This window comes from Flavobacterium sp. J372 (assembly GCF_024699965.1).
Taxonomy (GTDB): Bacteria; Bacteroidota; Bacteroidia; order Flavobacteriales; family Flavobacteriaceae; genus Flavobacterium.
Genome location: NZ_JAJOMZ010000004.1, coordinates 906100 through 923375 on the forward strand (window position 1 = coordinate 906100; position 17276 = coordinate 923375).

The following is a 17276-nucleotide window of genomic DNA, read 5'->3' on the forward strand; positions in this document are numbered from 1 at the left end:
CACTGTTTAATAAATTTGCATAATATAAAAGTTACTCTTTTTATCATTACAAATAAGGGCTGCCTAAAGTTAGGCAGCCCTTAAAATTTTAAATATTAATTGTGCATTTACATCAGGAAGCGTATAAGCTGGCCATTCTTCATCAGCATTTCAACCCTAACTTTCTGGTTAGGATTTTTGCTGTTAAGTACTGATGATACAGTTTCAATGTCTTTAGCCTTTACATTATTTACACTTAATATTATACCGTCTTTAAGTTCATCATAATACGGCATATACTCGTCACCTGTAATATCTTTTATTTTTACGCCATAAGTAATGTTGAACTTTTTCTTGTCGGCTACTGTAAGGTCTTCAAACTCAAGTCCGCTATAGCTATAGCTGTTAATCTCATTTTTAGAAAGTCTAACTGGTAATGTCTTCAATGTTCCGTCACGGTTAACGGTTACTTTAACCACATCACCGGGTCTTTTGGTTACAAGCGAAGCATTAAGGTCGGCAAAGCCGTTAATATCGCGCCCGTCAATGTTCTTGATGATATCTCCTTTTTTAATGCCTGCTTTTTCAGCGCCTGAATCTTTAATGGCGCTATTTACATAAAAGCCTTGCGTTTCGGTAATGCCCAAATCTTTCGCCACCGTAGCATTAAGCTCGCCGCCCTGTACACCCAGCGCACCGCGCTGTACATTGCCGTATTGCATGATGTCTTCAATAATTTTACGCGCTATGTTAGATGGTATTGCAAATGAATAGCCTACATATGAACCTGTCATAGATGATATCATGGTATTGATGCCAATAAGCTGGCCACGGGTGTTTACAAGGGCACCACCACTGTTGCCGGGGTTTACTGCTGCATCAGTTTGTATGAATGATTGGATACCGTCTTTACTAAGATTCCGGGCCTTGGCAGATACAATACCTGCCGTAACGGTTGAATTAAGATTATACGGGTTACCTACGGCCAGCACCCATTCACCTACTTTAATATCATCACTGTTACCAAAAGTAGCGTAAGGAAGTTTATCAGGCGTATCTACTTTTAGAAGAGCAATATCCATCTTAGAATCAGTTCCAACAAGTTTAGCTTTGTACGACTTATTGTTATTCAGCGTTACCTCAAGCTCACTCGCATTCTGTACAACGTGGTTGTTGGTCACAATGTAGCCATCTTCAGTAATTATTACACCCGACCCGGTACCAACCTGCTGTTGTTGCTGGCCGCCCTGATAGCCGTAAAAGAACTCCATTATAGGATTGCGCACAGTAGCGTAAGATGTATTTTTAACGTGCACTACAGTATGCACGGCATTGTCTGCAGCAGCAGTAAAATCAACTTCTTCAGTCCTAAGGCTTACATTGCGCGTATAATTAGGCTCGTTTGAGGCAATTGATAAGGCAGATTTATTTGTGTCATTATCAAATACCAGTTTGTATGCCCCAAGCGTAGTGGCGCCACTCATAAGGGCTACCAAAAATAAACTTGAAATTCTTTTCATATTTTAAACAGTATTTAATTGTAAGGTTATTGTTAACTCAGTCTTTCCGTATATAAAGCGATCATAGAACGTGTCGTATATATTTGTACTTTTGCCTGACTATATGTAACAAAATGCTGCACACTTTTTACAAATACCAGGGCACCGGCAACGATTTTATAATGATTGACAATCGTGATAATGCATTTCCCAAAAATAATACCAAACTTGTTGCGAAACTATGTGACCGAAGGTTTGGCATTGGTGCTGACGGGCTTATCCTGTTGGAAAACGGTACTGGTGGCGATTTTAGTATGGTGTATTACAACAGTGATGGTAACCAAAGCACAATGTGCGGTAACGGAGGCAGGTGTATTGTGGCATTTGCTAAGCAGCTTGAACTCATTGACGCGCAGACGGAATTTATGGCGGTAGACGGGATGCATGTGGCGCGAATAAATGACGATGGCACAGTATCACTGCAAATGAAGGATGTACACAACGTCACCGTTTATCAAAACTATGTTTTTCTTGATACCGGATCTCCTCATCATGTTGAACTGGTAGATAATTTAGATGAGTTTGACGTAAAGCGTGTGGGTTCGCAAATTCGTTACAGCGGTATGTATGGCGATGCAGGCAGCAACGTGAATTTTGTTTCTGCAGTGGGAACTGACAAATTTTCAGTACGCACTTATGAGCGTGGTGTTGAAGATGAAACATTGTCTTGCGGCACAGGCGTAACGGCAGTAGCCATAGCCATGAAAGTTTTAGGTAAAACCGATAGCGAGATGGTAAAGCTTCAAACACCTGGTGGTGAGCTTGAAGTTTCATTTCTTCAGGATGGGCAGCAGTTTAAAGAAATTTATCTTACCGGCCCAGCTGCTTTTGTCTTTAAAGGAGAGATAAAATGGTAACCCTTACAGGCAATACTGTTTACCTTCGTGCGCTTGAGCCTGAAGACCTTGAATTCATTTACGCTATAGAAAATCACGAACCTGCATGGGAAGTGTCTAACACACAGACGCCTTACAGCCGATTCCTGATAAGGCAGTACCTTGCGAATGCACACCAGGATATTTACGAAGCTAAACAACTGAGGCTTGCTATCTGCAAAACAGGCAGCAGTGATGCCATTGGGCTGATTGATCTTTTTGACTTTGACCCGGCTAACCAAAGGGCAGGGGTAGGTATAATTATAAAAGATGATGGAGAGAGGAGTAAGGGTGTTGGCAAAGAAGCTTTAGGGCTTTTAATAAATTATACATTCACTCACTTGCGCCTGCACCAGCTGTATGCAAATATTGGTTTGCACAACGCAGCAAGTATCAGGCTTTTTAGTAATTTTGGCTTCGTTGAAATCGGCATCAAAAAAGACTGGAACCGTACAAAAACAGGATATGCTGATGAAGCTATGTACCAATTAATAAATACAAACTAAATTCATTTTACTTTGAGACTAAGGAAAATTATAGGCATATTTTCGCTTGTTGTTGTGCTTGGCGCCACAGCTTATGGATACATGATGTACAGGGATATTTTCTCAGCCAATACTACATTCAGCGAAAATACTATGGCAGTATATATACCTACAAATGCAACTTATGCAGAGGTTCAGGAATTGATCAGGCCATACATTAAGGATATGGATAAATTTAATTCAACTGCTGACAAAAAATCATATCCTGCTAATATCAAAGCGGGTAAATTTATCCTGAAGCGGGGCATGAACAATAATGATTTAGTGAACGCACTGCGCCAGCCCGTGCCTGTGAACATTGCCTTCAACAACCAGGAAACCCTTCAGAGGGCTGTAGGCCGCATTGCTTCACAGATTGAGCCCGACAGTATTGCGCTGCTAAAAGCATTTACCGATAAAACTTTTCTTGAAGAAAATGGATTTACAGAAGATAATGTGTTAGCTGTCTTCATCCCCAATACTTATGAGTTCTTTTGGAATACGACACCAACAAAAGTAAGGGACAAGATGGCAAAAGAGTATCGTAAATTCTGGACAAAAGAACGCCTTGCAAAAGCTGAGGCACAAAACCTTACGCCGCTGCAGGTATCAGCCCTTGCATCTATAGTACACAAAGAAACTGTAAAGACAGATGAGCGTCCGCGTGTGGCAGGCGTATATCTCAATCGACTGAAGAAAGGGATGAAGCTTGAGGCCGACCCTACTGTGATTTATGCAATGAAAAGGCAGTCAGGCGATTTTGATCAGGTAATTAAACGTGTGCTGTTTAAAGACCTAGTTATTGATTCTCCTTACAACACTTACAAATATGCAGGCCTGCCTCCGGGGCCAATTGCAATGCCTGATATTTCAGCGCTTGATGCAGTACTTAATCCTGAGGAGCACAACTATATCTATTTTTGTGCGAGTGTTACGAATTTCGGCTATCATGAATTTGCTGTTACACCGGCTCAACACGAAGTAAATCGTCAAAAATATGTTGCATGGGTAAATAAGATGGGTATCAAGCGTTGATTTTGGAAGAAAAATCTTTAAAAATCCGGAAAATGAACTAATAATTTTTCGGATTTTTCATTACAAATTTCTCCTGTTTTATGTAATCCCGGTCTTACTTATCTTTGATGTAAAAGTCCTTTATTACCAGTATCTTACTGAAATTTCTTTCAGGATTTTGTGAGTCTTAAATTTATGTAAATATTTAGGCTTTTGTAACATATTGTAAATCAGGTTAATAATTTATCGTATATTTGCCCCCTGTGAAATTCATAAGGTGACAGATTATGAGAAATAAAAATACATGATAAAACAATGGGCATATTTTTCAGGCATAGCGCTTTTCATTATTAGTGTTAGTTCAGGCTTTAAAGCCACACAACCAAAACAATTCGGTAAAATTGAAGGTTTTCACCTTACCGAAGATGAAATAACAAACTATACGGTACCAACAATTGACGAGACTGCAACAGTTGGTTTTGATTTTCCTTTCACAGGCAAATCATACGTAGGTTTTAAGCAGGCGGTAGCCATAAAAGAATCCCAGGGCCTTTATAAGTTAGTAAATCCTTTTGGCTATATGGGCAAATACCAGTTTGGGCGCAGCACTCTTCGCGCACTTGGTATTAACGATACTAAAAAATTCCTCAATACGCCGGTACTGCAAGAACGTGCGTTCAGGGCGTTGCTCTGCAAAAATAAATGGGAACTTCGCGGGGAAATTGAACAGTTTGACGGAAAAGTTGTGAACGGTGTTAAAATTACTGAATCTGGGCTCTTGGCTGCAGCACATTTAGCGGGAGCAGGGTCAGTTAAAAACTTTTTGCACAGTAATGGTAAAAGGGTTTTCAGGGACGGTTTCGGTACTTCGGTTAAAAGTTATATTAGGAAATTTGCGGGCTATGATACATCAGGTATCGTTCCCCATCCAGAACCAAAGGTAAAACTGTAGTAGAGACTATCGTGGCTTTCACTTTAATTCCATAATCGGTTCTTTCAGCTGTTTGAGTTTTTCCTTCTGTTTGTCAAGGCGATCAGATGTTATTTTGAAATACAAAGGGTTGATGCCGTCTCTTACCCTTATATAATTTCTTTCTGAAAGATTTTTTTGGTGGTTAAGTTTCAGGCAGTCGAGGTAATCACCAAAATTTTTACCGTCTTTAAATTCACGCTCAAGGGCATCATGCTGTAATATATAGTTGCTTAATGTATCCTGAAGCTTAAAAGAAAGATGTTGTGTGCGGCGATACTTTTTTAAGAGGCCGAGCTTTTTTTCCTTACTCTTAGGGCTATAATTAAGCACTAATAAAAGTAAGACTAATAGGATAAAAAAGCCTATTATTAGCTCCGGCAGGTAAAGCATTGGTGTGTTGTTGTCGTTGTTGCAACGAATATACAAAAAATTTTAACATTTGTAACTTTTTGTATATTAATTAAATACTGGCTAAATACACCTTAAAGCACATTTTTCTCCATCAATCGCTGCAGAAATAATTCCACCGGCATAGCCTGCGCCTTCTCCGCAAGGATACAAGCCTTTTATCTGAACGTGCTGAAGGGTTTCACTATCGCGTGGAATACGTACCGGTGACGATGTTCTTGATTCGGGTGCGTGAAGTATAGCCTCATTAGTAAGGTAACCGCGCATTGATTTGCCGAATTCCGTGAAGCCCTGGCGTAATGTCTGTGTTATAAATCCCGGAAATACCTGCCCTAGTTCAACTGAGGTTGTTCCCGGTACATATGATGTTTTAGGTATATCTGCTGAAACCTTACTTTGCGTAAAGTCAACCATGCGTTGTGCGGGTACACGCTGCGTTTCTCCTGCCATGCGCCATGCCTGCTGTTCAATGCTTTTCTGGAATTCCATTCCTGCCAGTGCTCCGTGTTTGGCAAAAGGCTTGAAATCTTCCAGCTTCAGCTCTACAACAATACCGCTGTTCGCCGTTTCCTGGTCGCGTTTTGAAGGAGACCAGCCGTTAGTAACCACTTCACCCGGACTTGTGGCACATGGTGCAATAACACCGCCGGGGCACATGCAAAAAGAATACATACCCCGCCCGTTTACCTGTTTTACTATAGCGTAGGGTGCGGGAGGCAGAAATTCGCCACGGCCATCAAAACCGCAGCTATACTGTATGCTGTCGATAAGGCTTTGCGGATGTTCGGCACGCACACCGAGGGCAAACGGTTTGGCCTCAATATATATTTTCTTGCGGTCAAGCAGCTCAAAAATATCACGGGCAGAGTGGCCTGTTGCCAATATGACTTGTTTTGAGAAGTGTTTATTGCCGTTCTGTGTTGCTACTCCTTCAACTGCGTTATCCTTAATAAGGATATCGGTAACACGGGTATCAAAAATTACTTCACCTCCAAATTCAATTATCTTCTCGCGCATCGCTTTAATAATCTTCGGCAGTTTGTTGGTGCCTATGTGCGGATGTGCTTCTACCAATATCTCTGGCGAGGCACCAAATGCTACGAATAGTCGAAGGATACGGTCAACATCACCACGTTTTTTGGAGCGTGTGTAAAGCTTACCGTCAGAATAGGTTCCCGCACCGCCCTCTCCATAACAGTAGTTAGAATCTTCATTAACAATATGGTCGCGATTAATGGCTTTTAAGTCACGGCGGCGTTCCTGCACATCTTTACCCCGCTCCAGCACTATAGGCTTAAGACCAAGTTCAATTAACTGTAGTGCGGCAAATAATCCCGCTGGCCCTGCGCCAACAATTATAACTTCACGCGCTTTAGAAACATCTTTGTAATCAGGTAGCGGTATAGTAGTTTCCGTATATTCACCAACATTAAATACAGCAAGCTTAAGGTTAATCTTTACGGCTTTCTGCCTTGCATCAATACTTCGCTTAAGTATAGCCACATGCCCAATGTCCGATGGAGATGTTTTCGTCAATTTGGCAACGTGTTCTTTAAGCAAATGCGGCGTTCCTGCCACCTCCGGAGCAACCTGTATCTGTAATTCTTTCGGCATGCGGCAAAAATACGCTATTTTTTATCGAATGCATACAAAGCAAACGATGCCAGCCAATGCTCGCCTTCATAATTGCCATCTGTAATTGATGGTAGAGAATAGTTGATGTGTGTATCAGCCAATGCTTTGAGATGGCCAAGTTCTTTAGGATATTGTTTTGCGAGCGCATACATATTCCATGCCCGGCTAAAGTTTAGCCCGTCCAAATGTACCAGGTGCCCGTCTGTCCTGTCAGATACCTTTCCCGGTTCCCACACAAACTTTTTATGGAAGAGCTGCGGTGCAAAATCCTTCAGCCATTTAAGGAAATCTTTTGACGAAAGAACGCGCTGCATGGTTCCGATTTCTTCCATGCAGGGTGAGAGGAAATCGGTACCGCTTGGTTCCCAGGTAAACGGACAGTCTCTGTCATTCATAAACAGGCGTATGGCGTTGGTACGGATGCTTTCCTGAAGTGCCGTGTGTGTTGATGCAACTGCGTAATCCCATGCAAGATTGAGGCCGAAAGCTGTATTGGTATGCGTACCATTGCGGAGGGCATAATTCAATTTCGGTAAAAACTCAATATACCTTTCAACTAATAGGTTTGTAAGCGGCTGGAGGTTCATGGCTAATTCTTTGGCGAAGGGTTCATTGTAGCTGTCAAGTTCCTGCTGAAGTTTTAGCAGCCAAGCCCAACCGTAAGTGCGTTCGTAGCTTTTCTCATGCTTTTTGCTGAAGTAAGCGATTTCAGCAGCAATGTTTTCTTTGGATAGGTTAACCTTAAGCTTATTGATTATCTCCTGCCGGTTTTCAAGGTTTGGAAATTTCTTCAGCAAATATACAAGGCTCCAATGCCCATGTACGGATGAGTGCCAGTCAAAACAGCCGTAAAATGCAGGATGTAAGGTTTTTGGTCCGGCTATTTCGTTCGAGTCGGCAAGAAGCTGACTTAGCTTGTTTGGATATTCCTGCTGAAGGCATTTCAGCGGAAGCTTTGAAAGTGCATTGGCTTGCTGTGGTGTAAGTTGCTGTGAAAAACCTGACGCAGCGATGAGTAATAAGAAAAAGAAATGTTTCATTATCAAAAATAATAAAAATTCGCCGTCATCAGCTAAATCCGCGTCATCCGCGTTCTATAAACTTTGTAACTTTGCTACTCTGAACTTTGCCACTCAGCCATGAGAAAAATAAAACTGATATGGGATTTCCGTGGACCTGCGGCTGCCAAAACCGCTGAGCATCACGAGAAGCACCTCAAAGAATATATTGCTATAGAAAAACTGCCGCTGGACATCACAGGTTTTGATGTATTGAATGAAATGTACAGCACTGCCTGGATGGTTGTAACGGAAGAGTATATGATACAGGTAAGAGATGCGCTGAAGCCGCATAGGGGAGAGGTTTACGCTGAACAATAAAAGTATTCAGTCACAGTCTCAGTTTTCAGTGTGGCACTGTAAATAAAAATCCCCATGAAGCGGGGACCTTAAACTGTAACTGCGACTGTAAACTAGTTCGCTACTTCACTTATAAATTTAATCCGCATTAGGCGAAGTTCTTCGGTGTCGTAGTCGCCATCAAATTCTTTCAGCGCATCTTTAATGTTGTCAGATTCCGATTCCATGTAATAGTCGTGAATCTCCTCCTGCTGGTCTTCATCAAGAATTTCGTCAATCCAGTATTTAATATTAAGTCGCGTACCGCTATATACAATCTGCTCCATTTCTTTCAATAGCGCATCCATATCGAGACCTTTTGCTTTGGCAATGTCATTCAGCGGAAGTTTCCTGTCAATATTCTGAATGATATATAGTTTTAGGCCTGAATTTGCTCCGGTAGATTTCACAACCAGGTCATCCGGCCTTACAATGTCATTATCTTCAACATACCTGGCTATAAGCTCCACAAAGTCTTTACCGTATTTTTTGGCCTTGCCTTCGCCTACGCCATGTACATTGCCGAGCTCTTCAAGGTTGATAGGATACTTCAATGCCATGTCTTCAAGCGATGGGTCTGGAATACCACAAAAGGCGGTACGCCCAATTTCTTGGCTACTTTCTTACGCAGGTCGCGCAACATCACCATCAGGGCTTCATCAGCAGTACCTGAAGATTTAGACGCTGTTACCGTTGTTTCATCATCGCTTTCGTCATAATCATGGTCTTCACTCATCATAAATGACTGTGGTGATTTAATAAAGGCCTTACCTTCAGGAGTAACTTTTAGTACACCATAGGTTTCAATGTCTTTGCTTAACAAGCCTTCCACCAGTACCTGGCGGATGAGGGCCATCCAGTACTTTTCGTCTTTATCCTGGCCTGCGCCAAAAAACTTCTGGGCATCCGTTTTATGCGCCTTAATTACAGCATTTATTTTACCTGTAAGGGTAAAAATTATTTCTTTGGATTTATATAACTGCTTGGTATCGCGCACTGTTTCCAGCAGAAGCTTTACTTCATCTTTTGCTTCAACTTTCTTTTTAGGGTTGCGCACATTGTCATCCATGTCTGCACCCTCACCCGTTTCCTCGTCAAATTCCTCACCAAAATAATGCAGCAGGAACTTACGGCGTGATATGGATGTTTCAGCGTACGCTACTACTTCCTGCAGCAATGCATAGCCAATTTCCTGCTCAGCAACCGGCTTGCCCGACATAAATTTCTCGAGCTTCTCAATATCCTTGTACGAATAGTAAGCAAGGCAATATCCCTCGCCGCCATCCCGTCCGGCGCGCCCCGTCTCCTGGTAGTAACTTTCGAGAGATTTAGGGATGTCATGGTGGATAACAAAGCGTACATCCGGCTTGTCTATTCCCATCCCGAAAGCTATTGTTGCCACAACCACGTCTACGTCTTCCATCAGGAACATATCCTGATGCTTGGCGCGGGTCTTCGCATCAAGCCCGGCATGGTACGGTACTGCGCTGATTCCGTTCACCTGCAATACCTGTGCTATTTCCTCAACCTTTTTGCGGCTCAGGCAATATATTACACCTGATTTGCCTTTATGCTGGCGAATGAAGCGGATGATATCACTCTCTACATTCTTCGTTTTTGGTCGTATTTCATAATAAAGGTTTGGCCTGTTGAATGATGCCTTGAACGTGTTGGCATCAGGCATGTCGAGGTTCTTTAGTATATCTTCCTGCACTTTTGGTGTAGCTGTTGCGGTAAGCCCGATAATAGGTATGTCTCCTAACTGCTTAATAATGCTGCGTAAGTTGCGGTATTCCGGGCGGAAGTCATGCCCCCATTCTGATATGCAGTGCGCCTCATCAATTGCAACAAAAGACAGCTTAACGCTCTGCAGGAATTGAGTATATTCTTCTTTGGTAAGTGATTCTGGCGCTACGTATAATAGTTTGGTAATGCCTGATGTGATATCTTTTTTCACCTGTGCCACTTCGGCTTTGGTAAGTGATGAATTAAGTACGTGTGCAATGCCCTGCTCGTGAGACAGGCTGCGTATGGCATCAACCTGGTTTTTCATCAAAGCGATGAGCGGTGATACAACTATGGCAGTGCCGTCAAGCACAAGGGCAGGGAGTTGGTAGCAAAGTGATTTACCGCCACCTGTGGGCATGATAACAAATGTATTATGGCCTGTAATGATGCTGTGTATTACATCTTCCTGAAGGCCTTTGAATTTGTTAAAACCAAAATATTTTTTTAACTCTTTGTGTAAGTCAATTTCGGCCAATTTCATTATTTATTAATAGTAATTTACATAAATTTGCACAACCTAAAGATACTAAATTCTTTATAAACTGCAACTATTTAAACACTCAAAAAGTTTGATCAGTAATACATCAATCCTTGCATCTGCCCGAAAGACCATCTTATCTGAAAGCGAGAGTGTTGCCCGCCTTGTAACATTGCTTGACGATGATTTTGCCAGTGCGGTACAGCATCTTTACAGTTGCAAAGGCCGTGTTGTGGTTACCGGGATAGGCAAAAGCGCCATCATTGCCCAGAAAATTGTTGCAACCTTTAACTCAACCGGCACGCCTTCACTTTTCCTCCATGCAGCTGAAGCCATACATGGCGACCTCGGTATGGTACAGCCCGCTGATGTTGTTATCTGTATATCAAAAAGCGGCAATAGCCCTGAGATTAAAGTACTTGTGCCATTGCTTAAACGCTTTGGTAATGTACTTATTGGCATGACAGGCAATAAAACGTCATTTTTAGGAAAAGAATCTGACCACGTGCTAAATGCGTATGTAGATGCGGAGGCTGACCCGAACAACCTGGCGCCAACTAACAGCACAACAGTTCAGCTGGCTCTTGGTGACGCTTTGGCTGTTTGCCTTATTGAAATGCGCAGCTTTGCCGCTGAAGATTTTGCAAAATACCACCCCGGCGGTGCGCTTGGCAAGCAATTGTTGCTGCGCGTTGCTGATATGCTTGGCGGTACACACAGGCCAATGGTAAGCCCTGATTGCAGCATTAAGAAGGCAATAGTTGAAATAAGTGAGAAGAGGCTGGGTGTCACTGCAGTTATTGAAAATGAAAAAGTTGTAGGTATTATAACCGACGGCGACATAAGGCGTATGCTGAACAACCATGATAACATTGCGGGGCTTACGGCTGCAGATATTATGACCCGTAATCCTAAAATGATACCCTCATCTACAATGGCGATTGACGCACTGCATACGCTTGAGAATTTTGCAATAACACAATTGGTAGTGGTTGATGGCGGTGAGTATAAAGGTATATTGCATTTACATGATATTTTAAAAGAAGGCATAGTATAATGGCGAAAAAAGCACCGGGTGAAATGTCCTTTCTTGACCATCTTGAAGAGCTGAGGTGGGTATTGGTAAGAAGCACAATTGCAATACTTGTTGGTGCCGTTGTTGCTTTTACATTCAGTAAATGGATATTTGATAATATTGTCTTTGCGCCAAAAAGTTCTGATTTCATTACTTATAAGTTCTTTTGTGATTTAGCAAACAAGTATGATCTGGATAAAAGCTTCTGCGTAACGAACATCCCTTTTGAAATACAGAGCCGTACCCTTGACGGGCAGTTCAGTACCGATCTTTGGACATCTATTACCGCAGGTATAATCATAGCATTCCCATTCATTTTATACCAGTTCTGGAAATTTATAAGTCCGGCGCTATATGCCAATGAACGCAAATATGCTGTATGGTTCATAATATCAACGTCAATCTTGTTCTTTTTAGGAGTGTTGTTCGGGTATTATCTTATCATGCCATTGTCTATCAACTTCCTTGGGAATTATAAGATTAGCGATGTGGTAAAAAATGATATTGACCTTGACTCATATCTTAGCCTTATAAAAACTACCGTGATTTCATGCGGTCTTGTATTTGAAATGCCGATATTGATATATTTCCTTGCAAAAATTGGGCTTGTATCGGCTGATTTTCTGAGAAAATACAGGAGGCATGCTTTTGTGATAATATTGATTTTGGCGGCGGTTGTGACTCCACCGGATGTTGTAAGCCAGGTAATTGTAACAATCCCGTTGATAATTTTATATGAGGTGAGCATATTAATTGCTGCCAGGATGAACAGGAATAAATTAGAAGAAGCAAATGGCTGATATAGTACAGGAATTTAATGATTACCGCAGCAGGATGAATGAAAAGCTGCTGGCAGACAACAATAAGGTTATTAAACGTATCTTTAACCTTGATACAAATGCTTATATGGAAGGTGCGCTTGACGTGAAAACTAAAGAGCTTCTTGGGCTTGTAGCTTCGGCAGTATTGCGTTGTGATGACTGTGTGAAGTATCACCTTGAGACCTCATACAAAGAGGGCATTACGAAAGAAGAAGTTATGGAGGCGCTTAGCATAGCAACGCTGGTAGGCGGTACGATTGTGATACCACACCTGCGCAGGGCATACGAGTTTTGGGAAGCGCTTGAAGGCAATACACAGGCTGAATAAGCGTTTTAACAATAGTTTTTGAAACAGATATTATGAAATTAAGGGCAGATAACCTTATAAAAACATACAAAGGGCGTACGGTAGTAAAAGGTATTTCCGTTGAAGTAAACCAGGGCGAGATCGTTGGTTTGCTGGGGCCTAACGGTGCCGGTAAAACAACCTCTTTCTACATGATTGTTGGGCTTGTGAAGCCTAATAGCGGCAAAATTCATCTTGACAATATGGAGATTACCGATTTCCCGATGTATAAGCGTGCGCAGCATGGTATAGGGTATCTTGCGCAGGAAGCATCGGTATTCCGTAAATTAAGTATTGAAGATAATATTTTGAGCGTACTGCAGCTTACTAATCTTTCTAAAAAAGAGCAGGAAGCCAAGATGGAAGCGCTTATAGATGAATTCAGCTTGCAGCACATACGCACCAACAGGGGCGACCTTTTATCTGGTGGTGAGCGCCGCCGTACAGAGATTGCGAGAGCATTGGCAACTGACCCTAAATTTATCCTTTTGGATGAGCCGTTTGCAGGGGTTGACCCTGTTGCGGTTGAGGACATTCAGCGTATTGTGGCGCAGTTGAAAAATAAAAATATCGGTATCCTTATAACCGACCACAACGTTCAGGAAACGCTTGCGATTACAGATAAAACCTATCTAATGTTTGAAGGCGGCATACTCAAAGCAGGAGTGCCTGAAGACCTTGCCGCAGATGAAATGGTACGTAAGGTATACCTGGGCCAAAATTTTGAGCTCCGTAAAAAGAAACTCGATTTCCAGATGCACAAAGGCCCTGACACAGTGCCGGACCAGGAAAATTTTTAAACGCAAAGCCCGCAATCGCAGGGCTTTTTTATTTAGTCGGGATTCTTTCTTCAAGTACAACATTGCCGGCTTTATCAAAATAAGTGCATACCATAGCATTCATATCAACGCGCCATTTTTCAACGCCTGTATCAGCACAATCCCGGCAGAAAGTTATATAATCAGTGCCGCCCTGTTGGTGAAGTTTCAGGCGCTCTTCAAATCGGTCTTTATCAGCGCTATCTGCAATAGAAAGTTCACTATACTTTGCGCTGCTTATCAACTTTTCTCCATCAACTGCAAAATAGTCTGTATGCCCGTCTGATACAAAAGCATCATAATGGCTCATGCCAATGGCTTTAAGTTCCTGCACATATCTGGGGAAATCAGCTCCCGATTTTACTGTAGCATGTATAGCTGCTATCTTCTCAAGTGTAAACATAATATTTGCTTTTAAAGGGTTTCGGTTTTGTGATTGTAATGAAAACGTAATGCACAAAATAATGCACAGTACTGTTGTTCCTTTCATGATTACATCTTTTTTTATGACGCAAAGATTGAAAACACCACAGCCCGCTAATTGTAAAAAATCGTTTATTTTATATTGCCAAGAAAGAAAGACTCAGGTGTTTCCCCTGTAAAATTCCTGAAATCTTTTATAAAGTGTGACTGGTCAAAGTATCCGGCGGTGTAACCCAATTCAGTCATAGTCAGGTTTTGCCCCTTGTTTTCGATCAGGTGATGCAGTCTTGTGATTGATGCAAATTTCTTAGGTGTGGCACCCACAATTATCCTAAAACGTTTTTCAAGCCTGCTTTGGCTTATGCAGAGTTGCGAAGCAAGGTCTGAAATACGTATTGTGCCTGCAGAAGTTTTTATTAGCCGGATTGCCTCTTCAACTAATTTATCATGTATATCAGGATTCAGCTGAGAAATGAAGAATTGTTCAATAACTGCAATGCGTTTGATATCATTATCAGCATTAGCCAGTCTTTCAAGTATAATTTTAATTGTTGAAGCAGGGATGATGCTGTCAAGTGAAATGCTTTGAGAGAATAATTCATTAAGCGGTATTTTAAAGAAATGAGAGGCTCCAGTCTCTGTAAAATATACCAGTACTGTGCCAATGTTTTCAGAGTTGAGGAATAATTTGTACTTATCCATTAAACCGGTTATGCCTGCTTTAGCTAAAGCTTCGGGTTTTTCGTTCATTATTATATTAAGCTTGCCACGATATTGGAACCCTACCACCAGCGATGCTCCGGGTAATACTTTATAAGGCAGTGATTCAGCTTGCTCGGCAATTACAAATTGCTTAATATAAGGCTTTAATGCCACGCAAGGTATATAAGTTTCAAACCGCATACTCAAAAGTAATATATTCTAAACAATAGCTAATGAACAGAGTTTGAACTTTATGAATCAGAATTAATTTTTGAATATGGCTTGTAAAGTATTAACACGTGTTTATCAGGTTTTCAGGCAATTACTTCGTAAATTTGATGTATAAAATCAGTATGTTATGGCAACGAAAAAAGTTATAGTAGCGCCTACTAAAGACGAAATTACAAACAAGTATGCCGACTATTGCCTTATGCATGGCCACAAGCCAGCATCGGTATATAAATTCAGTAAAGAAAACGGTTTTGAAGAAGCTGACTTCTACAAGTATTTTGCTTCATTTGATGTGCTTGAACGTGACTTTTTCACGGAGATGTTCAACCACACTATGGAAACGCTGGAGCAGTCACCAACGTATAATTCATTTGGCGGGGTAGAGAAACTTTCTGCTTTCTATTTTACTTTCTTTGAACTTGCAACCGCAAACAGGAGCTTTATAGTCTATATGCTTGATGAGGGGGCTTTTAAAAACCTGCAAAAGCTTGCGCCGCTGCGCAAAGAATTTATCGCTTACGCAGAAGCTATTCTTGAAAAACCGATTAATATAGAAAATCGCCGCGCAGATAAAGCCCAGGGTACTGCCCTTAGAGAAGCCGCGTGGATGCAGTTTCTGAGCATTTTCCGCTTTTGGGTAAAAGATACTTCACCCGGGTTTGAGAAAACAGATATCTATATTGAGAAATCAGTCAAGGCATCTGCCGATCTGGTATATAATACACCATTAAAAAGCCTGGTTGATCTTGGCAAATTCATCTGGAAAGAAAAATTCACGGTATAAATGAAGAGATTAGATTCTATCCCCACAAAAAAGATTGACAGGGTAGCCAAACTGGTTACAACGGGAGTAAAGGTAGGGGGTAATTACCTTAAATATTACGGTGGTAAGATTGTTAACCCTGAGCTTACCAAAGATACACTGCACGAAAATAATGCCGCAGATATATATGATGGCCTTAAAGAGCTTAAGGGCAGTGCGCTGAAAGTGGCACAAATGCTCAGTATGGAGAAGAACCTGCTTCCGCAGAGCTACGTTGAGAAGTTTTCGCTAAGCCAGTTCTCTGTGCCGCCTTTATCTGCACCCTTGGTTATTAAAACTTTTAAAAAATATTTTGGCGCGGAGCCCCACCAGATTTTCGATGAATTCAGCCCTGACTCCATTAATGCTGCGAGCATAGGGCAGGTGCATAAAGCTAAAAAGGATGGTAAGCAACTGGCGGTTAAAATTCAATATCCCGGAGTTCGGGAAAGTATCAGTACCGATATAGCAATTGTGAAGCCTATTGCAATACGTATGTTTAACCTTCAGGGAACATCTGATGAATATTTTCAGGAGATTGAAGACAAACTTACAGAAGAAACAGACTATGTGCTGGAATTGCAGCAGAGTGAGTTTGTGAGAAAGGCATGTGCCGGTATTCCTAACCTAAAATTTCCGCAGTATTATACTGAACTGTCTTGTGAAAAGATCATCACAATGGACTGGATGGACGGAATTCATCTGTCTGAATTTTGTAAAACAGAGATGTCTCAGGAAAAGCGAGATAAAGTTGGGCAGGCACTGTTCAATTTTTACATGTTCCAAATCCATAATTTAAAATATTTCCATGCAGACCCTCACCCGGGGAATTTCCTTGTTGGAGACGACGGTTCGCTTGTAACTATTGATTTCGGGTGCATGAAAAAGATTCCCGATTCATTTTACATACCTTATTTTGAGCTGGCACGTAAGGAGAGCCTGGAAGACCCGGTTTTCTTCGAACGAAAGATGTACGAACTTGAAATTTTGCGCAAAGATGATTCCCCGAAAGATATAGCGTTTTTCACGGCTTTGTTTAATGAATTGCTCAGCGTTTTTACACAACCACTGCAACATGAGTGGTTTGATTTTTCAAACCCTAAGTTTATGAACGAGGTAGCGGCTTTGAGCGAAAAGCTTGCTAATGATAAAATATTGCGCAAGATGAACGGTAATCGCGGCTCTAAGCATTTTATATATGTAAACCGTACTTTCTTCGGGTTGTACAGCCTGCTTTCAGACCTGAAAGCTAATGTGAAGATAAATGACTATGAGCAATACCATGCACAAGGGCAACAAGAGTTATCTGCCGTCTAAGCTATGTACTGCTTGCGGGCGCGAATTTTCCTGGCGCAAGAAATGGGAAAAAATTGGGATGAGGTTAAGTACTGCAGTGATAAATGCAGAAAAACTAAATGATTTGTAATA

The 17276-nt window shown here is 41.5% G+C and carries 18 protein-coding genes and 1 pseudogene; 12 read left to right on the plus strand and 7 right to left on the minus strand.

Annotated elements, in window-relative coordinates; genetic code table 11:
- Nucleotides 1-107 precede the first annotated feature (107 nt).
- On the minus strand, nt 108-1499 hold the full coding sequence (locus tag LRS05_RS04445) for a S1C family serine protease (RefSeq protein ID WP_257867219.1): 1392 nt from the start codon (nt 1497-1499) through the stop codon (nt 108-110).
- A gap of 113 nt (nt 1500-1612) precedes the next feature.
- Here LRS05_RS04445 and dapF point away from each other — a divergent pair, with 113 nt between their 5' ends.
- From dapF to LRS05_RS04465, 4 genes are all read left to right on the plus strand, one after another.
- The gene (gene dapF, locus LRS05_RS04450; RefSeq protein ID WP_257867220.1) at nt 1613-2395 is read left to right on the plus strand and encodes a diaminopimelate epimerase; all 783 of its coding nucleotides are present in this window, start codon (nt 1613-1615) and stop codon (nt 2393-2395) included.
- Nucleotides 2389-2919: a GNAT family N-acetyltransferase gene (locus tag LRS05_RS04455; RefSeq protein ID WP_257867221.1), complete on the plus strand. Its 531-nt coding sequence runs from the start codon at nt 2389-2391 to the stop codon at nt 2917-2919. The genes dapF and LRS05_RS04455 overlap by 7 nt, the downstream gene beginning before the upstream one ends.
- A 12-nt stretch (nt 2920-2931) precedes the next feature.
- Nucleotides 2932-3972 carry an endolytic transglycosylase MltG gene (mltG, locus tag LRS05_RS04460; RefSeq protein ID WP_257867222.1) on the plus strand — a complete coding sequence of 347 codons (1041 nt, stop codon included), beginning with the start codon at nt 2932-2934 and terminating at the stop codon, nt 3970-3972.
- Nucleotides 3973-4255: 283 nt separating this feature from the next.
- Nucleotides 4256-4903, plus strand: coding sequence for a peptidoglycan-binding protein LysM (locus LRS05_RS04465; RefSeq protein WP_257867223.1), 648 nt, complete (start codon nt 4256-4258; stop codon nt 4901-4903).
- Nucleotides 4904-4921: 18 nt separating this feature from the next.
- Here the strand turns inward: LRS05_RS04465 and LRS05_RS04470 are convergent, their stop codons facing one another.
- The 3 genes from LRS05_RS04470 to LRS05_RS04480 all read right to left on the minus strand — a co-directional run bounded on the left by LRS05_RS04470 (nt 4922) and on the right by LRS05_RS04480 (nt 8007).
- Nucleotides 4922-5314 (minus strand): hypothetical protein, encoded by a 393-nt coding sequence (locus LRS05_RS04470; RefSeq protein WP_257867224.1) that lies wholly within the window; start codon nt 5312-5314, stop codon nt 4922-4924.
- Nucleotides 5315-5395: 81 nt separating this feature from the next.
- Nucleotides 5396-6946, minus strand: a complete 1551-nt coding sequence (locus LRS05_RS04475) for an NAD(P)/FAD-dependent oxidoreductase (RefSeq protein ID WP_257867225.1) — start codon at nt 6944-6946, stop codon at nt 5396-5398.
- A gap of 14 nt (nt 6947-6960) precedes the next feature.
- Nucleotides 6961-8007: a DUF2891 domain-containing protein gene (locus tag LRS05_RS04480; RefSeq protein ID WP_257867226.1), complete on the minus strand. Its 1047-nt coding sequence runs from the start codon at nt 8005-8007 to the stop codon at nt 6961-6963.
- A gap of 99 nt (nt 8008-8106) precedes the next feature.
- Between LRS05_RS04480 and LRS05_RS04485 the strand changes: the two genes are divergently transcribed.
- A complete protein-coding gene (locus tag LRS05_RS04485) occupies nt 8107-8346 on the plus strand; it encodes a hypothetical protein (protein WP_257867227.1) in 240 nt (79 codons plus the stop codon).
- Between the two features lie 92 nt (nt 8347-8438).
- On the opposite strand, the pseudogene recQ reads toward LRS05_RS04485, so the two are convergent.
- Nucleotides 8439-10633, minus strand: a pseudogene (gene recQ, locus LRS05_RS04490) (DNA helicase RecQ).
- A gap of 88 nt (nt 10634-10721) precedes the next feature.
- Here recQ and LRS05_RS04495 point away from each other — a divergent pair.
- Genes LRS05_RS04495 through lptB form a run of 4 tightly spaced genes read left to right on the plus strand, consistent with a single transcriptional unit; the run spans nt 10722 to nt 13672 of the window.
- The gene (locus LRS05_RS04495) at nt 10722-11687 is read left to right on the plus strand and encodes an SIS domain-containing protein (RefSeq protein ID WP_257867228.1); all 966 of its coding nucleotides are present in this window, start codon (nt 10722-10724) and stop codon (nt 11685-11687) included.
- The gene (gene tatC, locus LRS05_RS04500; protein WP_257867229.1) at nt 11687-12505 is read left to right on the plus strand and encodes a twin-arginine translocase subunit TatC; all 819 of its coding nucleotides are present in this window, start codon (nt 11687-11689) and stop codon (nt 12503-12505) included. Before LRS05_RS04495 ends, tatC begins: the two co-directional genes overlap by 1 nt.
- Nucleotides 12498-12854 carry a carboxymuconolactone decarboxylase family protein gene (locus tag LRS05_RS04505; RefSeq protein ID WP_257867230.1) on the plus strand — a complete coding sequence of 119 codons (357 nt, stop codon included), beginning with the start codon at nt 12498-12500 and terminating at the stop codon, nt 12852-12854. The genes tatC and LRS05_RS04505 overlap by 8 nt, the downstream gene beginning before the upstream one ends.
- Nucleotides 12855-12886: 32 nt before the next feature.
- Nucleotides 12887-13672 carry an LPS export ABC transporter ATP-binding protein gene (gene lptB / locus LRS05_RS04510; protein WP_257867231.1) on the plus strand — a complete coding sequence of 262 codons (786 nt, stop codon included), beginning with the start codon at nt 12887-12889 and terminating at the stop codon, nt 13670-13672.
- Nucleotides 13673-13700: 28 nt separating this feature from the next.
- Here the strand turns inward: lptB and LRS05_RS04515 are convergent, their stop codons facing one another.
- Nucleotides 13701-14180, minus strand: coding sequence for a DUF1398 domain-containing protein (locus LRS05_RS04515; RefSeq protein WP_257867232.1), 480 nt, complete (start codon nt 14178-14180; stop codon nt 13701-13703).
- Between the two features lie 65 nt (nt 14181-14245).
- Nucleotides 14246-15016: a helix-turn-helix transcriptional regulator gene (locus LRS05_RS04520; RefSeq protein WP_257867233.1), complete on the minus strand. Its 771-nt coding sequence runs from the start codon at nt 15014-15016 to the stop codon at nt 14246-14248.
- A gap of 157 nt (nt 15017-15173) precedes the next feature.
- Here LRS05_RS04520 and LRS05_RS04525 point away from each other — a divergent pair, with 157 nt between their 5' ends.
- From LRS05_RS04525 to LRS05_RS04535, 3 genes are read left to right on the plus strand one after another with little or no spacing between them, the layout of a single operon-like run.
- Nucleotides 15174-15830: a TetR family transcriptional regulator C-terminal domain-containing protein gene (locus tag LRS05_RS04525; protein ID WP_257867234.1), complete on the plus strand. Its 657-nt coding sequence runs from the start codon at nt 15174-15176 to the stop codon at nt 15828-15830.
- Nucleotides 15831-17165, plus strand: coding sequence for an AarF/ABC1/UbiB kinase family protein (locus LRS05_RS04530; protein ID WP_257867235.1), 1335 nt, complete (start codon nt 15831-15833; stop codon nt 17163-17165).
- Nucleotides 17131-17274, plus strand: a complete 144-nt coding sequence (locus LRS05_RS04535) for a DUF2256 domain-containing protein (RefSeq protein ID WP_374707755.1) — start codon at nt 17131-17133, stop codon at nt 17272-17274. Before LRS05_RS04530 ends, LRS05_RS04535 begins: the two co-directional genes overlap by 35 nt.
- Nucleotides 17275-17276: the final 2 nt, after the last annotated feature.

Coding starts and splice junctions, on each gene's coding strand:
- LRS05_RS04525 (WP_257867234.1), top strand. CDS start 15,174: ATGGCAACGAAAAAAGTTATAGTAGCGCCTACTAAAGACGAAATTACA.
- LRS05_RS04485 (WP_257867227.1), top strand. CDS start 8,107: ATGAGAAAAATAAAACTGATATGGGATTTCCGTGGACCTGCGGCTGCC.
- LRS05_RS04515 (WP_257867232.1), bottom strand. CDS start 14,180: ATGAAAGGAACAACAGTACTGTGCATTATTTTGTGCATTACGTTTTCA.
- tatC (WP_257867229.1), top strand. CDS start 11,687: ATGGCGAAAAAAGCACCGGGTGAAATGTCCTTTCTTGACCATCTTGAA.
- LRS05_RS04505 (WP_257867230.1), top strand. CDS start 12,498: ATGGCTGATATAGTACAGGAATTTAATGATTACCGCAGCAGGATGAAT.
- LRS05_RS04530 (WP_257867235.1), top strand. CDS start 15,831: ATGAAGAGATTAGATTCTATCCCCACAAAAAAGATTGACAGGGTAGCC.
- LRS05_RS04480 (WP_257867226.1), bottom strand. CDS start 8,007: ATGAAACATTTCTTTTTCTTATTACTCATCGCTGCGTCAGGTTTTTCA.
- LRS05_RS04455 (WP_257867221.1), top strand. CDS start 2,389: ATGGTAACCCTTACAGGCAATACTGTTTACCTTCGTGCGCTTGAGCCT.
- dapF (WP_257867220.1), top strand. CDS start 1,613: ATGCTGCACACTTTTTACAAATACCAGGGCACCGGCAACGATTTTATA.
- LRS05_RS04470 (WP_257867224.1), bottom strand. CDS start 5,314: ATGCTTTACCTGCCGGAGCTAATAATAGGCTTTTTTATCCTATTAGTC.
- lptB (WP_257867231.1), top strand. CDS start 12,887: ATGAAATTAAGGGCAGATAACCTTATAAAAACATACAAAGGGCGTACG.
- LRS05_RS04475 (WP_257867225.1), bottom strand. CDS start 6,946: ATGCCGAAAGAATTACAGATACAGGTTGCTCCGGAGGTGGCAGGAACG.
- LRS05_RS04465 (WP_257867223.1), top strand. CDS start 4,256: ATGATAAAACAATGGGCATATTTTTCAGGCATAGCGCTTTTCATTATT.
- LRS05_RS04535 (WP_374707755.1), top strand. CDS start 17,131: ATGCACAAGGGCAACAAGAGTTATCTGCCGTCTAAGCTATGTACTGCT.
- LRS05_RS04520 (WP_257867233.1), bottom strand. CDS start 15,016: ATGCGGTTTGAAACTTATATACCTTGCGTGGCATTAAAGCCTTATATT.
- LRS05_RS04445 (WP_257867219.1), bottom strand. CDS start 1,499: ATGAAAAGAATTTCAAGTTTATTTTTGGTAGCCCTTATGAGTGGCGCC.